Source organism: Streptomyces sp. NPDC005576 (assembly GCF_042871745.1).
Lineage (GTDB): Bacteria > Actinomycetota > Actinomycetes > Streptomycetales > Streptomycetaceae > Streptomyces.
Window position 1 is genome coordinate 1 of the sequence record NZ_JBIAJC010000035.1, and the last position, 16,548, is coordinate 16,548.

26 protein-coding genes are annotated in these 16,548 nt (G+C 69.6%); 24 read left to right on the forward strand and 2 right to left on the reverse strand.

What is annotated here, in order from left to right; all coding sequences use genetic code 11:
• Nucleotides 1-175: 175 nt before the first annotated feature.
• Complete coding sequence (gene xerC, locus ACFYPN_RS33055; protein WP_389303530.1) at nucleotides 176-1,738, reverse strand: tyrosine recombinase XerC; 1,563 nt, start codon at nucleotides 1,736-1,738, stop codon at nucleotides 176-178.
• A 49-nt stretch (nucleotides 1,739-1,787) separates the two neighbouring features.
• Nucleotides 1,788-2,279, reverse strand: coding sequence for a helix-turn-helix transcriptional regulator (locus ACFYPN_RS33060; protein ID WP_389303533.1), 492 nt, complete (start codon nucleotides 2,277-2,279; stop codon nucleotides 1,788-1,790).
• 121 nt (nucleotides 2,280-2,400) lie between these two features.
• Between ACFYPN_RS33060 and ACFYPN_RS33065 the strand changes: the two genes are divergently transcribed.
• From ACFYPN_RS33065 to ACFYPN_RS33180, 24 genes are all read left to right on the forward strand, one after another.
• A complete protein-coding gene (locus tag ACFYPN_RS33065) occupies nucleotides 2,401-2,610 on the forward strand; it encodes a helix-turn-helix transcriptional regulator (RefSeq protein ID WP_389303536.1) in 210 nt (69 codons plus the stop codon).
• A complete protein-coding gene (locus ACFYPN_RS33070) occupies nucleotides 2,607-2,888 on the forward strand; it encodes a DNA-binding protein (RefSeq protein ID WP_389303539.1) in 282 nt (93 codons plus the stop codon). Before ACFYPN_RS33065 ends, ACFYPN_RS33070 begins: the two co-directional genes overlap by 4 nt.
• Before the next feature lie 23 nt (nucleotides 2,889-2,911).
• A complete protein-coding gene (locus ACFYPN_RS33075; RefSeq protein ID WP_389303542.1) occupies nucleotides 2,912-3,280 on the forward strand; it encodes a hypothetical protein in 369 nt (122 codons plus the stop codon).
• Nucleotides 3,277-3,639 carry a hypothetical protein gene (locus ACFYPN_RS33080; RefSeq protein WP_389303545.1) on the forward strand — a complete coding sequence of 121 codons (363 nt, stop codon included), beginning with the start codon at nucleotides 3,277-3,279 and terminating at the stop codon, nucleotides 3,637-3,639. The genes ACFYPN_RS33075 and ACFYPN_RS33080 overlap by 4 nt, the downstream gene beginning before the upstream one ends.
• Complete coding sequence (locus ACFYPN_RS33085) at nucleotides 3,636-6,659, forward strand: DUF927 domain-containing protein (RefSeq protein WP_389303547.1); 3,024 nt, start codon at nucleotides 3,636-3,638, stop codon at nucleotides 6,657-6,659. Before ACFYPN_RS33080 ends, ACFYPN_RS33085 begins: the two co-directional genes overlap by 4 nt.
• A 348-nt stretch (nucleotides 6,660-7,007) precedes the next feature.
• Nucleotides 7,008-8,615 carry a DEAD/DEAH box helicase gene (locus ACFYPN_RS33090; RefSeq protein WP_389303549.1) on the forward strand — a complete coding sequence of 536 codons (1,608 nt, stop codon included), beginning with the start codon at nucleotides 7,008-7,010 and terminating at the stop codon, nucleotides 8,613-8,615.
• A gap of 44 nt (nucleotides 8,616-8,659) precedes the next feature.
• A complete protein-coding gene (locus ACFYPN_RS33095) occupies nucleotides 8,660-9,208 on the forward strand; it encodes a hypothetical protein (protein WP_389303551.1) in 549 nt (182 codons plus the stop codon).
• On the forward strand, nucleotides 9,205-9,432 hold the full coding sequence (locus tag ACFYPN_RS33100) for a hypothetical protein (protein WP_389303554.1): 228 nt from the start codon (nucleotides 9,205-9,207) through the stop codon (nucleotides 9,430-9,432). Before ACFYPN_RS33095 ends, ACFYPN_RS33100 begins: the two co-directional genes overlap by 4 nt.
• Nucleotides 9,429-10,076, forward strand: a complete 648-nt coding sequence (locus tag ACFYPN_RS33105) for a hypothetical protein (protein WP_389303556.1) — start codon at nucleotides 9,429-9,431, stop codon at nucleotides 10,074-10,076. The genes ACFYPN_RS33100 and ACFYPN_RS33105 overlap by 4 nt, the downstream gene beginning before the upstream one ends.
• 40 nt (nucleotides 10,077-10,116) lie before the next feature.
• The gene (locus ACFYPN_RS33110) at nucleotides 10,117-10,368 is read left to right on the forward strand and encodes a hypothetical protein (RefSeq protein ID WP_389303559.1); all 252 of its coding nucleotides are present in this window, start codon (nucleotides 10,117-10,119) and stop codon (nucleotides 10,366-10,368) included.
• 116 nt (nucleotides 10,369-10,484) lie between these two features.
• Nucleotides 10,485-10,961, forward strand: coding sequence for an RNA polymerase sigma factor (locus ACFYPN_RS33115; protein ID WP_389303562.1), 477 nt, complete (start codon nucleotides 10,485-10,487; stop codon nucleotides 10,959-10,961).
• Nucleotides 10,958-11,251: a hypothetical protein gene (locus tag ACFYPN_RS33120; RefSeq protein ID WP_389303564.1), complete on the forward strand. Its 294-nt coding sequence runs from the start codon at nucleotides 10,958-10,960 to the stop codon at nucleotides 11,249-11,251. The genes ACFYPN_RS33115 and ACFYPN_RS33120 overlap by 4 nt, the downstream gene beginning before the upstream one ends.
• Nucleotides 11,248-11,655: a hypothetical protein gene (locus ACFYPN_RS33125; protein WP_389303566.1), complete on the forward strand. Its 408-nt coding sequence runs from the start codon at nucleotides 11,248-11,250 to the stop codon at nucleotides 11,653-11,655. Before ACFYPN_RS33120 ends, ACFYPN_RS33125 begins: the two co-directional genes overlap by 4 nt.
• A complete protein-coding gene (locus ACFYPN_RS33130) occupies nucleotides 11,652-12,614 on the forward strand; it encodes a DUF2637 domain-containing protein (RefSeq protein WP_389303568.1) in 963 nt (320 codons plus the stop codon). Before ACFYPN_RS33125 ends, ACFYPN_RS33130 begins: the two co-directional genes overlap by 4 nt.
• Nucleotides 12,611-12,775: a hypothetical protein gene (locus ACFYPN_RS33135; protein WP_389303571.1), complete on the forward strand. Its 165-nt coding sequence runs from the start codon at nucleotides 12,611-12,613 to the stop codon at nucleotides 12,773-12,775. The genes ACFYPN_RS33130 and ACFYPN_RS33135 overlap by 4 nt, the downstream gene beginning before the upstream one ends.
• 14 nt (nucleotides 12,776-12,789) lie before the next feature.
• Nucleotides 12,790-13,092, forward strand: a complete 303-nt coding sequence (locus tag ACFYPN_RS33140; protein ID WP_389303573.1) for a hypothetical protein — start codon at nucleotides 12,790-12,792, stop codon at nucleotides 13,090-13,092.
• 2 nt (nucleotides 13,093-13,094) lie between these two features.
• The gene (locus tag ACFYPN_RS33145) at nucleotides 13,095-13,739 is read left to right on the forward strand and encodes a hypothetical protein (RefSeq protein ID WP_389303575.1); all 645 of its coding nucleotides are present in this window, start codon (nucleotides 13,095-13,097) and stop codon (nucleotides 13,737-13,739) included.
• A 123-nt stretch (nucleotides 13,740-13,862) separates the two neighbouring features.
• Entirely contained in the window at nucleotides 13,863-14,129 is a 267-nt protein-coding gene (locus ACFYPN_RS33150) for a hypothetical protein (protein ID WP_389303577.1), read from the forward strand.
• Between the two features lie 250 nt (nucleotides 14,130-14,379).
• Nucleotides 14,380-14,559, forward strand: a complete 180-nt coding sequence (locus tag ACFYPN_RS33155; protein WP_389303580.1) for a hypothetical protein — start codon at nucleotides 14,380-14,382, stop codon at nucleotides 14,557-14,559.
• 100 nt (nucleotides 14,560-14,659) lie between these two features.
• The gene (locus ACFYPN_RS33160; protein ID WP_389303582.1) at nucleotides 14,660-14,875 is read left to right on the forward strand and encodes a hypothetical protein; all 216 of its coding nucleotides are present in this window, start codon (nucleotides 14,660-14,662) and stop codon (nucleotides 14,873-14,875) included.
• A gap of 35 nt (nucleotides 14,876-14,910) precedes the next feature.
• Nucleotides 14,911-15,189: an HNH endonuclease gene (locus ACFYPN_RS33165; RefSeq protein ID WP_389303585.1), complete on the forward strand. Its 279-nt coding sequence runs from the start codon at nucleotides 14,911-14,913 to the stop codon at nucleotides 15,187-15,189.
• A 14-nt stretch (nucleotides 15,190-15,203) separates the two neighbouring features.
• Nucleotides 15,204-15,332 carry a hypothetical protein gene (locus ACFYPN_RS33170; RefSeq protein WP_389303587.1) on the forward strand — a complete coding sequence of 43 codons (129 nt, stop codon included), beginning with the start codon at nucleotides 15,204-15,206 and terminating at the stop codon, nucleotides 15,330-15,332.
• Between the two features lie 155 nt (nucleotides 15,333-15,487).
• The gene (locus ACFYPN_RS33175; RefSeq protein WP_389303589.1) at nucleotides 15,488-15,745 is read left to right on the forward strand and encodes a hypothetical protein; all 258 of its coding nucleotides are present in this window, start codon (nucleotides 15,488-15,490) and stop codon (nucleotides 15,743-15,745) included.
• Nucleotides 15,705-16,548, forward strand: an 844-nt coding sequence (locus ACFYPN_RS33180) for a terminase large subunit domain-containing protein (RefSeq protein WP_389303592.1), incomplete at its 3' end; no start/stop codon positions are given. The genes ACFYPN_RS33175 and ACFYPN_RS33180, both read left to right, overlap by 41 nt.

The following is a 16,548-nucleotide window of genomic DNA, read 5'->3' on the forward strand; positions in this document are numbered from 1 at the left end:
TTTACAGGGCTTCCAGAGTCATCCGGAGTGAGCCAGACTGGAACCTGGCGACTCATAATCCGTCGGCCGTGGGTTCGAGTCCCACCCGCCCCACCTTCGCGCAGGTCGAGAGAAACGTTCCCACCTGCATCCGAGCGCCCCGACTGGTTTAGACCAGCGAGGGCGCTCCGGTGTTTCAGGGCTCCTGCGTGAGCGGTGCGTGAGCGGCAGTGTCGGAGGACGGGGTACGGCGGGCGCGGGGGACGACCGACTCGGCCTTCCTTGCCACCTCTTGGTCGACCTGGGGCAGCAGGCTCGTGTACGTGTCGCCGGCCAACTGGATCGTGCCGTGCCGGAGCGTCTCCTTGATCGCGTGGAGGTCGCCGCCCCCCGCGTGGATGAGGGTGGCGGCCACGTGCCGCAGGTCCCGCAGGTTGATCGGCGGCAGGTCCGCCTCCCGCGTCAGCCGGCGGAAGACGTCCGACACCTTCTCCGGATGCAGCCACGTCCCGTCCTCCTGGACGAACACCTTCCCGGTGTCCGCCCACGGCAGCCGCTTCTCCTCGCGCACCGCCCGCTCCAGGGCCTGCCGTTGCCGGTGCTCGCGCAGCGTCTCCACCATCGCCGGGCCGAGGGCGATGACGGCCTGGCTGTCCTCCGTCTTCGGCAGGCTCTCCACCGGCGTCCAACCGTCCTGGATGATCGTCTTCGAGACGCGCAGGGTGCCGTTCACCAAGTCGATGTCGGGCCAGGCCTGCCCGACCGCCTCACCGCGGCGCAGCCCCCGGAACGCGATCAGGCAGAACAGTGCGTAGAGGCGGTCCTGTTCGGCGTGGTCGAGGAACTGGCCCACCTGCTCGGGCGTCCACACCATCACCCCCGACGGCTTCTCACCCGTGGCCCGCCACCGCTCGACGTGCTCGGCCGTCCACAGCAGCGCCTTCGGCCGCTTGCCCGACGCCAGCTCCACGTGCGAGGCCGGGTTGAACGTCAGCATCTGGTTCGAGATCGCCGTGTTCAGCGCCGACCGGAGCGTCGCCCTGATCCGCTGCTGGGTCGCCGGCCCCGTGACCCGCCGGTACGGGGGCATGCCGGCGAGCTTGGCCCGCTCGGCGGCCAGGCGCGCGGTCTCGGACTCCGGCGGCCGGGACCTCTTGCCCCACGTCGCCCGCCGTTCCTGCTCGCGCCGCTCCTCGTTCTCCGCCTCGATCGCCTCGTTGGCGTCGTTGATCGCGTCGAACAGCTCCACCAGGTGCCCGACGTTCAGCCGGTCCAGCTGGAGGTGCCCGATGCGGGGGCGCAGGTGCACGCGGATGTGGGAGGCGTAACCGGTGAGGGTCGTCTTCCGTCGGCGCTTCGCTTCCAGCCACTCGTCCAGCCAGTCCCCGACGGTGAGGCGGCTGGTCAGTGGCTGCCCGGCACGGAAGCGGCGCCGGGTCTGCTCCAGGTCGGGCAGCGGTGCCTTCTTGTCCTTGCTGACGTTCTCCAGGAGGTCGCCGATGCGGACCTGGCCGTCGGCGTCGTCGCCGTCGGGGAGGGCGAGCAGGGCGCGGACCTGGTCGAGGATTTCCTGCGCCTTCTTCGCCGACTCGTACCCGGCGCGGGAGAACGACCTGCGGGTGCCGTCGCCGCGGACGGGGAGCTCCTGCCGTACCGCGTAGACCCCGTGCCGGCGCGACGACAGCTGCGGGCATGTCTTGCCCAGCGCCTTGCCGTCAGCGTCCCGGCAGTAGCAACGGCGGTACGTCGAACCCTTCATGGGTTACCCCTCCTGGCATGCGAGCCGCAGATCAATTGTGCGGGACGGCTCACCCGTCATCCTCGGAGATGCCAAGGACCTTGGCCAGTGCTTGCAGTTCCGCTCGTAGGACCTCAGCTTCGCGATCCAGACTCATGGCTTCTGCTTGAGCTTGTACCAGTTGGTGTTCGGCCTGAGCCGCTCGCTCGCGAGCACTGTGGATACCCACCCTTACCTGCTCGTAGCGCTGCTCAACTCGAACAAACTGACGCCTGGCCTCGGCCTCTGCAGGCTGCGCTGCAGGAGCGTATGCAGCGGCCAGCATGGTCGACACCGTCATGCCGAGAGCACCCGCAATCACATCTGCTTCTGACATGCGCAGGGCCCGCTGGCCCGTCTCAAGCTTGGCAATCGTCTGCTGGAACATGTTGCCGCCCAGAGACTTCACGCGCTCAGCCAAGTCCCCTTGCGACAGGTTTTGCCTTGCCCTCTGGCGCTTCATCTCGGAGATGAACGCCGCCTCAGCGTCGGGCCATGTAGGGGGCGGCTTCTCAGTGTCCAACGCAATCAACACCTTTCATGCAGGGCACGCTACCCCCAAACGTTGTTCTTGCGCTACACCGCAATGAGGGACATACTTGTGGTGTTCAGCGCCAACAACGTTTGGGGGTTGAGTGGTGTCCATGCTGCTCATCAACAGCGGAAGCGAGTACCTGACCACGGCGGACGTCGCCGCCAGGTACCGCACGGCCGCCAGCACCGTCCGCTACTGGCGGCACATCGGCTACGGCCCGAAGGGCGTCAAGGTCGGGCGCCGCATCCTCTATGCCCCGGCCGAGATTGAGCGCTTCGAGCGCTCCCTCACGGTCGAGCAGACCGGAGAGTCCGCATGACGGCCGGCCTCTCGGTCGCCGAGATTCTCGACCAGCCCGCGCTGGTGCCCCTGTGGCCCACCGTCGGCAAGGCCCTCTGCCTCGCCGAATCCACCACCTACCAGCTCGCGGCGGAGAACCGACTCCCCGCCGACCTGGAGGTCATCCGACTTGGCCGACGCCGCATGGTGCGGACCGTCGACCTCCACCGATTCCTCCGGCTCACCCCGGAAAACAGCGAAGCCGCCGCGGAGGCAACCGCAACGGCTTCGAGCGAACCGATCACCCAGACCACGTGAATAGCAGAGAGAGCCGGTTCCCTATGAGTATCGCAGACGCCACCGACAGCCGACAGACAACGCCCGGCCAGCCGGAACAGGCCACCACGTTCACCCTCGCCGAGGTCATGAACCTCCCGGTCGGCCAGCTCATCAGCACCCTGCGGATCCGCCTCATGACCGCGTCGATCACCGACACCGAGTTCTACGGCGGCGTCCACATCGGCTACGGGCGGATCACCATCCTCACCTCGCCCGGCCGCGACAAGTTCTTCACCGAGTGCGTGCTCCGGTACCTCATCGCCCAGGCGCTCGGCCACGACATCACCCCGCTCCCCAAGCCGTTCGAGGTGGAGTTCACCGACTTCACCGAGCGCGCCCGCGAGGCCGTCCGTAAGGCGGACACGAAGTGACCGAGACGCTCACCACCGCGGTGGCCCAGGGAAAACTGGGCCGCCCGGCCCCCGGGTGCCTCATCCCCGAGTGCGACGCCCAGTGGCACAGCGACGACACCTGCTCCAACGAACTCGGCGAGGTCACCTTCGACACCGGCGGAGCGCTCGCCGTCGAGCACGTCGCCATCACCGGACACCAGCCGTACATCGTCGCCTACAGCTACGAGAGCCTCACCCTCGGCCTGCGCCGCCAGATGACGAACCCCGAGCAGGTCCGCGACTTCGCCCAGCAACTCCGCGCGCTCGCCGGCCAGCTCGACAACGCCGCCCACCACCTCGCCGTCCCGGCCCCTGGAGAAGAGAGCACCGGTTCGTGAACAGCAACACCGAGCCGCTGACGGCCGACCCGGACATCCTCCGCGCCTGGCTGGCCCCCCGCTTCGAAGCGCCGGGCCTCGTCTCGCTCTGCTCCAAGAACAACTGGACCGGCATCCAGACAGACGACCTGGACCGCGCCGTCACCTGGGCCATGGCCGAAGACCGCGCCGGGGCCGAAGGCATCTACTGCCGGGTCACCACCGTCACCAATCGGTTCTCCGCCGGAAGTCGCGGCAGCGCTCGCGACTCCCACGCCCTGCTCGGCATGTGGTCCGACATCGACTTCGGTAACGACCTCCACAAGGCGAAGGACCTGCCAGCAACAGCCGACGAAGCACGCGACATCCCCCGCTTCGCAAAGCTCCCCGAGCCCACCCGCGTCGAACACTCTGGCGCAGGCCTCTACGCCTGGTGGGAATTCGATCAGCCCCTCGTGATCGGCGAGGACATCAGCTACGACGCGGCCACCCAGCTCGCCGCCGACTGGCAGAACATTCTGCTCCTCGGCGCGAAGAAGCTGGGTGTTGGCTACGGCACCGGGGTCAAAGACCTGGCGCGGGTGCTCGGCGCGGTCGGCACCATCAACCGCAAGCCCGGCCGCGAGCCCGCGATGCGCCGCGTCATCGAGGACAACGGCACCACCTACAGCCTCGACGCGATGCTGGAGCTGGCCGCCGCCCTCAAGCCGAAGCCGAAGCCCGCTCCCGCCCGAACCGCCCCGGAGCCCCGCGCCGCAACTACCGCTGCGGGACGCAGCGACGGGCCGGGACCGATCGAGATCCTCGGCAACCACCCGTGCTGCGGGGAAATCCTCTCGTTCGTCGGCTGCACCTACCACCAGCAGGAACCCGGCAGCTGCTCGTACTGCGGCGGCGACTGCCAGCAGTGGCTGCGCCCCGGGTGGGCAACCGGGGCGTCCACCACTGGCATCTCCGTCCACAAGGGCGGTGCCGCGGTAACCGTGCGCACCGACAACTTCCCCGGCTTCGACCAGGGTTCCCTCAGCAAGGTGCTGTCGCCCGGCATGCTGTTCGCCGCCCTCCACCATGGCGGCGACCTGGGCGCCGCAGCCATCGACATCCGGCGCGCCGCCAACGGCAACCCGAAAGCCAGCGCCGCAGCGAACGCCCTGCCCGCAGAAGTTCTTGACGACGTCCGGACCACGTCCCGCACCAACAAGGCCCAATACCTGCGGTCCGTCCCTGCGCCCCGCACCGAAGCCCCCATCGACGGGGCCAACGCCCTACAGCCGGACGTCACCCCTAACGACGACAGCGGCGAGGAGAAGGGCACCGAGACCACTCCGGAGAAGCCGCCCAACTTCCCGTATCACACGGTGTTCGGCCTCCCCGAAGGCATCAAGACGCCCACCGGCTACAAGACCGACAGCCGAGGCGTCTGGGTCAAGCGAGGCATCGGAGACAGCGAAGTCGAGGTCAGGTTCGCGTTCTCCCCGCTCGTCGTTACCGCCACCTTCGAAGACCCCGAAGGCAACCAGTACATCGAGCTGTCCTGGCTCGACCGCAGCCTCACCTTCACCCGGAAGATCTCCCGCATCGTCTCCCGCGAGACGGCAAAGCGTGGGCGCAAACTCATCGAACAGCTCGGCGCGGCCGGCTTGCCCGCCGTGGAAGGCGACGCCCGCGTCGTCGAGAAGTGGCTGGCCGAGTTCGAAGCTTCCAACATCGGCAAGATCCCAGCCGAGAAGCTGGCCCGCTGGCTCGGGTGGCAGGACGACGGATCGTTCGTCTGCTCGCCCGAAGACGGCACCAAAGTCGATGTCGTCTACGAAGAGATGCGCGGGCCCGCAAAAGCGCACGGACGAAAGGGCACCCTCGAAGGGTGGAAGGAAGCGGTCAAGCCGCTCGCCAACTACCCCGTGCCTCGTGTCGCCATCGCGGCCGGCCTCGCTGCGGTACTCCTCAAGCCGCTCGGCCTCAACAGCTTCACTCTGGACATCTCCTCACGGTCCACCAAGGGCAAGACGACCTGCCTTCAGTGCGCCCTGAGCATCTGGGCAGACCCCTCCGAGCATGCCTCCGCCATGTCCAACTGGCGCACCACCCTGTACGCCATCGAGAAGAGGCTCAACCTGGTGCGCGGCATCGTCACCGTCTTCGACGAGACGATGGCCGTCACCGACGACAGCCTCATCGACGAAGTCCTCTACCAACTGCCGATGAACCACGGGAAGGCGCGCAGCGGTGGCGCGTTCGGCAACATGCTGCCCTGGGAGACCATCCTCCTCTCCTCAGGCGAACGCCCCGCACTCTCCTTCACCACCAGCCAGGGCGCGGCCGCCCGCATCCTCGGCACCACCATCTCCCCCTTCGGCGAGAACGGCGGCGAGGCGGCCTTCAACGCCCGCGAGGGAGTCCTCGCCAACCATGGGCACGCCGGGCCCGAGTTCGTCAGTTACATCATCGAGCGCTTGGCCGCACCGGGAGGCCGTGACGCCCTCAGGGCCCGGCACAAGGAGCTGACGGAGTCCTTCAAGGGCGACAGCAACATGACCGGGCGGCGAGCCCCCATGGTGGCCGTCCTGGTCCTCGCCGAGCTCACCGCATGCCGGATCGGACTGCTGCCCTACGAGCCGATGCCCATCGAGAAATGGCAGAAGCTCTTCACCGCCCACAACCCCACCGACAACCGGCCCGAGATGGCCATGGACGTCCTACGTGAGCACGTCGCTGGGCATAGCTGGGAACTGTGGAGTGCCAACCGGCACCCCGAGGACAAACCCCCCTTCCAGGGATGGCTGGGGGTTCTGTCCGAAGCCAAGGACGGAACCACGCGGGTCGCGCTGCTGCCCAGCCGCGTGAAGAAGATCCTGGCGGACGCCGGCTACTCGCTCGACGCGGTGGTCGACAGCTGGGTCGACGCCGGATACCTGGACACCCTTGAGTCCCAGCGCCCCAAGTACCTCGTACCGCGCCGGTTCGACGGCATGCGCCCCAAGTGCCTGTCCTTCACCACAACCGGCATCAACGTCCGTGACACCGCTGACGAGGCGGCATGAGTACGTCCCTCGTCCCCTGGTACGCAGGAAGTGCGTACCAGGGGATCGGATGCAAAGCAGCAGGTCAGCGGCCTGCAAATGCGGGCGCGGGGACGGTACGCAGCTCTGCCGGAATGGCACCCCTCAGGCGTGTGCGTGTGCGCGTGTGCGCGCGCGTGTGCGGGTGCGGGTGCGCGCACGTACAAGGGTGTCTGTTCCTGCGTACCTTGCGTACCACTCCTCTCAATATAGATAAAACAGCAGGTCAGAAGCCCTTTAAGGGTGGTACGCAGCCCGGTACGCAGTGGTACGCAGCCCGTACCACCCGGCTCGTCACCCTCTCCGCCGTCTCCGGAACGAGGTAGAGCCATGCCCGCATTCAGCCCGCGCCCCTACCAGACCGAGGCGATCCAGGCCCTGACGACCGGCTGGGAAGGCGGCAACAGCCGACTCGCCGTCGTCCTCCCAACCGGCGCCGGGAAGACCGTGGTCTTCGCCAACCTCATCAGCGGCATGCTGAGCCAGCTCAACGGCCGGCGCGCCCTGGTCATCGCGCACAGCAAGGAACTCATCGACCAGGCCGCCGAGAAGATCCGGGCCGTCCGCCCCGACCTCCGAGTCGGCATCGTCAAAGCCCAGTACAACGACCACCACGACGTCGACGTCATCGTCGCCAGCATCCAGACCCTGGCCGTCGAACGGCGGCGGTGCGCGATCCAGGACATCGGCCTGATCATCGTGGACGAGTGCCACCACGCGGCCGCCCGCACCTACATGGAGACCCTCGAACACTTCGGTGCCTGGCGCGGCATCCCCGTCGCAGGCTTCACCGCCACCATGACCCGCCAGGGCGGCGGCCTCGCCGAAGTCTGGGAAGAGGTCGTCTTCACCCTCGACATCCTCGACATGATCCGCGACGGCTACCTCGTGGACGTCCGCGGGAAGCGCGTCGTCGTAGAAGGCCTCAACCTCGACAAGGTCAAGACCCGCAACGGCGACCTCGCCGACGGGCAGCTCGGCCAGGCCCTCGATGACTCCGGTGCCGCCGACGTCGTCGCCGAGGCATACAAGGAGTTCGCCTCCGACCGGCCCGGCGTCGTCTTCACCCCGACGGTTGCCACCGCGCAGACCATGGCCGACGCCTTCAACGAGGCGGGGATCAGCGCCGCCACCATCTGGGGTGACATGCCGAAGGAGGCCCGGCAGACCGCCCTCAAGTGGTACGAGACCGGCGAGGTGCAGGTGTTGACCAACTGCATGGTCCTCACCGAGGGGTTCGACGCCCCGTGGACGTCCTGTGTCGTCATCGCCCGGCCCACCAAGTCACCCGGTCTCTACTGCCAGATGGTCGGCCGAGGCCTCCGCCTGCACGAGGGGAAGCAGAACGCGCTCGTCCTCGACGTCCTGGGCGCCTCCACCCGCCACAAGCTGGCATCCATCGTCGACCTCACCAGCAAAGACGTCATCGCCCCCAAAGAGGGCCAGTCACTCGGAGAGGCATGCGACGAGGACGACCTGGCAGCGGCCCCGCTCGGCGAGGTCGAGTGGGAGGACGTCAACCTCTTCCACGAGTCCCCGGTCCGCTGGCTCCAGACCGACGGCGGACTGTGGTTCATCCCCCTCAAGGCCAGCACCTACCTGTTCCTCATCCGCGGTACTGAGCCGGGCCTGTACCGGCTGCGGTTCCACGACCCCGCCCAAGGCGTGCTCGCCCCCGGGGCGGACAACGAATACCCCCTCGCTGAAGCCATGGCCTGGCAGGAGTCCCGAGCCCGCCAGCTCGTGCGCCCCGCGTTCTTCGAACGGGCCGCGAGGCACCGGGACCGGCCCGCGAACGCCAAGCAGCGCGCCTTGTGCCGGTACAAGCGGGTGCTCGTCCCGGCTGGGAGTTCGTCCGGCGAGGTCTCGGACCTGATCGACATCCACGAAGCCAGCCAGGCACTTCGTAGTTACACACCTGCGGCGCTCGCCGCCTGATCGGAAGGCACGCCATGAACATCGCCAGCCCAGGTGTCGCACCCGTGACCGACACGGTCACGGGTGCCCGCACCCTCGTCATCGGCCTCGACCTGTCCCTCACCTGCACCGGCGTTGCCGGTGAGGGCTGGACCGACTACATCCGCCCCAAGACGCTGCGCGGCCACCCGCGCCTCAACCTGATCGTCGACGAGGTGACCTCCTTCATCAAGAAGGCCGACCTGGTCGTCATCGAGGGGCCGTCGTTCGGCGGCGGCGTCGCCCACCGGCACGAAGACCTGGCCGGCCTCCGCGTCATGGTCCGCCACGCCTGCTGGCGCCGCAGCATCCCCTACGCCGTCGTCCCCCCGTCCTGTCGGGCCTTGTACGCGGCCGGGAAGGGGTCGGCGTCCAAGGGGGAGGTGCGGGACGGGATCGCCCACCGGTACGGCGTCGACCTGGACGGTGTCGGCCGCTACGACATGGCCGACGCCTACACGCTGCTCGCCATGGGGCTGCACCACCTGGGGATGCCGCTCGCCGACGTCCCGGAGAAGAACGCCACGGGCCTCGCGGGGTGCCAGTGGCCCGACATGGAAGGGCTGGCCGCGTGAGTAGCGATTCGGACCTGGTGCTCCAGGGTTTCGTGCTGGGGGTGTTGGTGGCTTCCGTCGTCCACATGGTGTGGACGACGTGGGCCGCCGCCCGCGCGGCGGAGATCTCGGCCGCCGCCGCCCGGGATGCGGTGCGCCGCACGTCCGCCGACCTGTTCTGGCACGGGTTCCAGGCATACCGCCTGCAGACCCGCCTCGACTCCCGTGGCCGGAGGGCGGCATGACGACCTGCCTGCTGTGCGAGCAGCCCGATGAGACCGGCAGCTACCTGTGCCCCGGCTGCACGAAGAAGACGATCGTCCGCCTGGAGTGCCTGCCCGCGCTGTACCGCGGCCTCGCCCCGTTCCTCGCCCCTGCCAGCGGCGTCGGGCAGGGCCGGTCGGGAAAGGGCGGCCCGCCCCCGCTGCCCGTGAACGAGCGTGTCCTCGACCTGCGGGCGGCCGGCGGCATGGTCGGCGTCGTCGAGAGCTGGCTGGCCGCCGTGCGCCAGGAACGAGGCTGGCACCCCCTGGCCCCGTCCGGCGGGATCGAGGGACGCCTGAACGGCGCGGTGGTCGGGCTGCTCCGCAACATGCCGTGGATTACCGTGTCGTGGCCGATGGCCGGTGAGTTCGCGGCGGAGATCCGCGACTTGGCCCGCGACGTCGCGTCGGTCGTCAGCCCGAGCTCGGCCGCGGAGCGGGGGCGGCGGATTGGGCACTGCCCGGCGGTCCACGAGAACGGCACGATCTGCGGTGCTGTGCTCCAGCTGCGCCAGGGCGAGCGGGTCGTGACGTGCGACTGGTGCGGGTGCTCGTTCCCGCCGGCGACCTGGGCCGGGCTGAAGGTGTTCATGGACGAGGACGCGGCGGCCTCGAATGCCGCATAGTGCTTGCCCTGGAACACTGGTGTCCTATAGAGTGTTGCTCGTGCCGAACTCCACTTGGCGCGAACGGTTCGAGGTCGAGCAACAGCGACACCGCGACCTGCTGGAAGAGATGTCCGCCAGCGCCCGGAGACGGGCCGCAGCCCTGCAAGAAGGGGTGGCGGAACTCGGAACGAAGAGCGCCGTGGCGCGAGCCGTCGGCATCGACGTAAGCGCAGTACGAAGATCCATCCGCGAGTACGGGGCGACTCCACCGCCCACGGGCTCAACAACCGAACACCCGAGCAACAAGTAGACCCCCCGGCAAAGGCGACTCCACCGCCAAGCCGAGGGGCTGCTACCCGGGACACCGGACGCGCGTGAACGCGGCCGGCTCCTACCGCCCACCTTGATGAACCCAAGGAGACGGCTATGGCTCATCGTGCCATGCCCGCGGCTCAGTCCGCGATGACCCCGTCGCAGCAGCTCAACGAGCGCTTCGCGACCATCTACACCGCCTACCTGCCGCGCATCACCGCGCTCGTCGGCCGCAACATCTACAACACCGAGGACAAGCACCTCACCGACGACCTCACCGCCGAAGCGTTCACCCAGGTGTGGCTCCACCTCCACAAGTGCGAAGCCACCACCGACGCGCAGACCTACGGTTGGGTCGCCACCATCGCCCGGCGCACCGTCGCCCAGCACTTCCGCACCAAGAAGAACACCATGGAGCAGGCCGCCGACCTCGGCGACTGGCAGTACGCCAACCGCCCCATGGACCAGGCCGCCGGCTACTACACGCCGTCCGCCACCGGCTTCCGCACCGCCACCCTCGCTGGCAACGGCGACAGCGACCCCGACATGACCGAGGCCCTCCGCCGTGTCCGCGCCGGCGGTGGCAAGTGAGCATCGACGCCGAGCTGAACCAGCTCCTCATCGTCCCGTCCCACCCCCAGCAGATCCTCACCATGGTCGCCTCGGCGCTCCTCTCCGAGGACCCGCTCGCCCCGCTCGACCTCGACACCCTGAACGCGTACCTCCTCGACGCCTTCCTCGCGGTCACCGTCGACGTCCCGGCGGTCGTCGCCGCCGAGGTCAGCGTGACCGCCGCCAGGGCTCTCCCGTCCATCCATGACGGCGAGACCCCCGACGCCTACGCGCTCCGCCTCCGCGACGTCGCCAGGGGGCTGCGATGAGCGACAAGCCCTACGAGCCGCTCCATGCCCCGGAGCCCGAGGGCAGCATCGGCGGCCCCCGCCTCGACGCCGCGCTCCGTCTCGCCCGCGCCAGCCTCGCCGAACAGGGCGCCGCGAACATCCACGACGACCGGGCGATGCTGCGGGCCGCGATCCACCTGGAGGAGCGCCTCCGCGACCTCGTTGCCGCCCTCGACCAGCAGGCCGGCCGCGACCCCCTCGCGGGCATCGACCCGAACCTCCTCGACTGGCACCAGGGCGCCCTCGCCGGGGACAGCGTCGTCTGCGCCTTCCCACAGCCCGGACGCCCCGACTACCCGTGCATCGGGAACCGGGCCTACCACCCCGAGCACCGCGACGTGTTCGGCAACACCTGGCCCCACCGGGGCGGTGACAACCGATGAAGCGCCTCACTCCCGACAGCGGGCTCGCCTCCGTCGTGGCCGCCGCGACCACGATCCTCACCACCGGCGCGTTCTGGCTCAGCTACGAGCACCTCCACGACGTCGCCGACGACAACGGGCTCAACGGGGCCCGCGCCTGGGCCTGGCCCGGCACGATCGACGCGTTCATCCTCATCGGCGAACTCCTCATCCTCCGGGCGTCGCTCCGGCGGCGCATCGACGGCTGGGCCATCGCCCTCGCCGCGATCGGGTCGCTCGGCTCCATCGCCCTGAACGTGGCCGGCGTCGGCGACGGAGCCCAGCCCATGGAGTACGTCGTCGCCGCGGCCCCGCCCGTCGCCGCGCTCCTCGCCTTCGGTGCGCTGATGCGACAGGTCCACTCGCTCCTCGCGAGCCGACAAGAGCAGCCCGCCGCCGACCCGGTCACCATGACCATCCCCGTCGCCTGGACGCCACCCCAGCGCCTCCCGGTCGTACCCACCGGTGTGCGTACCCTCCCGGTCATCGCCCGGCCGACCGCGCGGTCACCGCGCCCCGCCGAGGTGGTACCCGCCGGGGTCCGGACCCTGCCGCTCGTCGCCCGCGACGTGACCACCGAGGAACCGCCCGAGGTGACCATCGAGCGAGTCGCCCCGGCGCCCGCCCAGGTGGTCACCCGGCCCGCGATCGAGACCGGGTGGAAGTCCCTGTTGTGGCCTCCCGGCAACGCCTTCGGTGACCAGCACACGAAGGAACTGGTGACCACCGCCGTACCCGCCGCCGACCCCCGGCAGGTGGTCACCGCCACGGTCACCATCACCCCCGGTGAGCTGCGACGACAAGCCCGCGCACTCAACCGGCAGGTGGTCAGGGAGACGAACCGCCCGGTGACCATCGAACGCCTCCGCGAGGAGTACGGGCTGTCCCGCCGCGAAGCCACCGACCTTCGCCGCGACGTGGTCGAGGGGAACCGGTCATGATCACGTACCACGGGCTCGGCTACTACGGCCTCCTCATCGGCCTCGGCGGCGCCGCCCTCCTGCGGCTCCTCCCGCGCGAATCCCGCGCGCACCGCCTGGTATCCCGCGCGCTCCTCGCCGCCCTACTCGTCACCGCCGCCCTCGTCGGCTTCTCGTACTGAAGGACCACCACGCCATGATGAACACCGCACTCCGTGCCGCCATCAACACCGCCTCCCAGCACACCATCGCCGCCCCGCCCGCCGCCCTCCCCAGCGGTGGCTCCGTGCCAATCTCCGTGCTCCTGATCATCGGCTTGGGCGGAGTCGCCTGGTGGATGTTCAAGCACGGCGACAAGAACAAGAAGCTCCACCTGCCGCCCGCCATCATCTGCATCGGCCTCGGCCTCTCCCTCTCCGGCACCCAGATCGGCGCCATGGTCGCCCAGCTCTTCGCGTCCATCGCCCAGATGGTCGCCACGTTCGCCGGCAACGCCTGACCGTGACCGAGCCCGAGGCTGACACCCTCGAACTGCCGCCCGTCCCCGAGTTCGGGAACGGGCGGCCCCGGTGGGCGGCCCAACGCATCCACCCCCGCCGCCTGGCCCGCGGGCACCTCGCCCAATGGGCCCGGCTCCGGGCATGGACCATCGCCGAAGGCCACCCCACCCGCGGGCGCACCGTCACCGCCAGGGCCGCCGGCCTCGGCCTCGCCGCACTCACCGCCTGGCGCACCGGACACGAACAGCCCCAGCTCCTCGCAGCCGCCGCCGGGCTCTACGCGATCCGGGCCTGGCGGGCCGGCCGCCCCGTCCCCCCGACCGCCGAAGAGCTCCAGCGCCGAGTCCTCCTCGGCGTACAGCACCTCATCGGAGACCGGCCCGCCGTGTTCGTCCGCGAGGTGTACGACGCCTTCCAAGCCCGCCCCGCAGCCGCGCACCTCGACGACGCCCGGCTCCGCGCCGTACTTGTCCAGTGCGGGATCACCATCCACCGCAGCGTCCGCATCAGCTCCACCGAGACCGGGCGCAGCGGCATCAAGGCCGAGGACATTGCGGCCCTCCTCTCCCCCACACCCGTAGACACCCCTTCCGAACCCGTAGACGCAGGTCAGGCCAATCGGGAAGGGGCCGTAGACCCCGCGTAGACCACCCGTAGAAGGGGGCTGTAGAGCCCCGATCGCCGCCCTGGCGCCTGCCCGACCCGCCCGCGTGAGAGGGGCGGTGAGGGGAGCCGGACAGCCCGGCCCGTCACACCGCAGGAGGAACAGATGCCCACCCAGACCGAGATCGCCAACATCACCGAGGGCGAGGCCCTCGCCAAGGCCGTCGAGTACGCGCTGGAAGCCGACCGCCTCATCACCGACGACATCTACAACAGAAGCCACGACCAGGCGGCTGTGCACGCGGTGATCTCCCAGGCGTTCACCGCGCTCGCCGAAGCCATCGCGTCGCGCTCCCCGCGTGTACCGCCCGCCGTCGAGCCCGAGCCGAGGCGCCGACCGTGGCTCCCGGCCCGCCGCGCGAAGCGAGCCTGACGCCCGCGCCCGTGGGCGGCCGACTCACTGCCAGGCGACCGGCCGCCCCGGGGCCCCATCCCCAACCACGAGACAGGACCCGCATCATGGCACTCCCGAACATGAGCCTCGAAGAGCTCCGGCGGAAGAACGAGCAGTCCCAGGCGGCCCGCGCCGCCGAGAAGGCCGCCAAGAAGTAACCCACCCCACGCCCAGCCCCACCGCCACAATCCCCCGGCGGTGGGGCACCGGTATGCGCGAGAATGGGCAGATGACGCCGCCTCTCCTCGTCGACGTGTACGCCGCGGCCGCAGCCACCGGGATACGCCCCGGGACGCTCCGGGTCCGCCTCCACCGCGGGACGCTCACCCGGTATGGACAGGACCGCGCCGGCCGCACGCTGATCGACCTCAACGAACTCGTCGACACAGGCATGGCGAAGGTCGCTTGACCAGCAGTCACACCGGGTGTAACACTCGGGGCACGTCCAGCATGTCCGGACCACGGCCCGCCCACTCGGCGGGCCTTTCGCGTTTCCGGAGAGGGTGACCATGGCTGTACCGACCCCTGCAACGCCATTCATCGTTCGGCTGGCCAACGGCCGCGCTCTCGCCGGAGCTGAGTTCACCCCCGGCGGCTTCGTCTGCGTGCACAGCCCCGACGAAGACGCCAGCATCTGCATCATCGCCGTGTCGACTGAGGCCCTGCTTGCTGACCGGGCGCCGGGACACCTCCTGCACCGGGCATCCATCGAGCACTACAAGTAGCCGCCCGTCCGGCCCTGACCCCCGGGAGGTGGCCGATGGCTGGTCGCGCCGACCTCACCAGCTACGACTACCGCAAGGCGCGCGTGCTCTTCCTTGCCGCGAACGACGTGTGCCACCTCTGCGGCCACGACCGCGCCGACGTCGTCGACCACGTTCACCCGGTCGCCCGCGGTGCCGACCCGAGGGACCAGGACAACTGGGCGCCCGCGCACGGCGTACACCGCTGCCCCACCTGCGGGCGGAACTGCAACGGAGAGAAGGGCGCGGACCTCGCCCGCTCCCCGCTCAACACCTCGCGCGACTGGTACGCCTGAGCGGGGGTGACACCATGGCCAGCATGACGCTGCTCTGGCTACACACCCGCTACCGCGCTCGCGCCTTCCTCGGCATCAAGGACCAGCGGCAAGGCGTACTCCTCAACAAGATCAACCGCCTCAAGGCGCGCCCGCGCGCCTGACAAAGGCGCAGGTCAGAGGCTCGAAGAGGCCCACTTTTTTGAGAATGATCTTCCCCAGCCCCGCGCCCAGCTTTTATTTTTCTCTCCCCGGGCCAATGGCCACGGGGTGATCATGAACGCGGGCCGCTGACCTGCACCGATCACCTGGAGGCGAGATGGCGAAGGCGCCAGCCGGCCCGGTCGAGGAGGCGGTGCGGTCCGACGTCGAGCAGCTCGGCGACCTGGTCCGCATCGAGCCCTCCCTGTCGGAGATGGCGTACACGCTGGCCCGCGAGATCGACGCCGGCGGTGGGGAGGACGGCAAGCTCCTGCCGCAGCTGAACCGCGAGCTGCGGCAGACGCTCGCGCAGCTGCTGGAGGGGCGGGCGACGGATGACGACGACGACCTCGGAGACCTGGGCTCCCCCGACTGAGTTCGCCGCGGACCTGGAGGAGCGGTATGGGCTGACGTGCCCGCCGCGCTGGGGGACGCCGCGCCACCCGGACCGGCCGTCGCTGGGCCCGAAGCTGTGGAAGGTGATGGAGCGCCTCGGCGCCCCGCCGATGCCGTGGCAGAAGTACGTGAGTGACGTGGCGTTGGAACTCGACCCGGCGACCGGGGCGTTCGCGCACCGCGAGGTGGGGCTGTCGGTGTCCCGGCAGCAGGGCAAGACGGAGCTGATGCTGGGGCTCCAGGTTCACCGGGCTCTGGCGTGGCCGCAGCAGAACATCATCTATGCGGCGCAGGACCGGAACATGGCGCGGCAGCGGTGGGAGGACGAGTTCTGGGAGAAGATCTCCAGCTCCTCGTTGGCCACCCGGGCCCGCATCCGCAAGAGCAACGGCAACGAGAAGATCCTGTGGCCGGCCACCCGGTCGCGCATGGGGATCACGGCCAACACCGAGTCGGCCGGGCACGGGCCGCCCCTGGATCTCGGCATCATCGACGAGGCGTTCGCCCATGGGGACGACCGGCTGGAGCAGGCGTTCTCTCCGGCCATGCTGACCCGGGCCATGGCCCAGCTGCTGTGGGCGTCGGCGGGCGGGACGACGAAGAGCGTGTGGCTCAACAAGAAGCGGGCGAACGGGCGCTCGCTCATCGAGGAGTTGTGGGCCGCGCTCGCCGAGGACCCGGCCGCGGTCCGGCCGCGCGCCGCGTACTTCGAGTGGTTCGCCCCGGAGGACATGGACCGGGCGGACCCGGCGACGTGGCGGGCGACGCTGCCCGCGCTGGGGC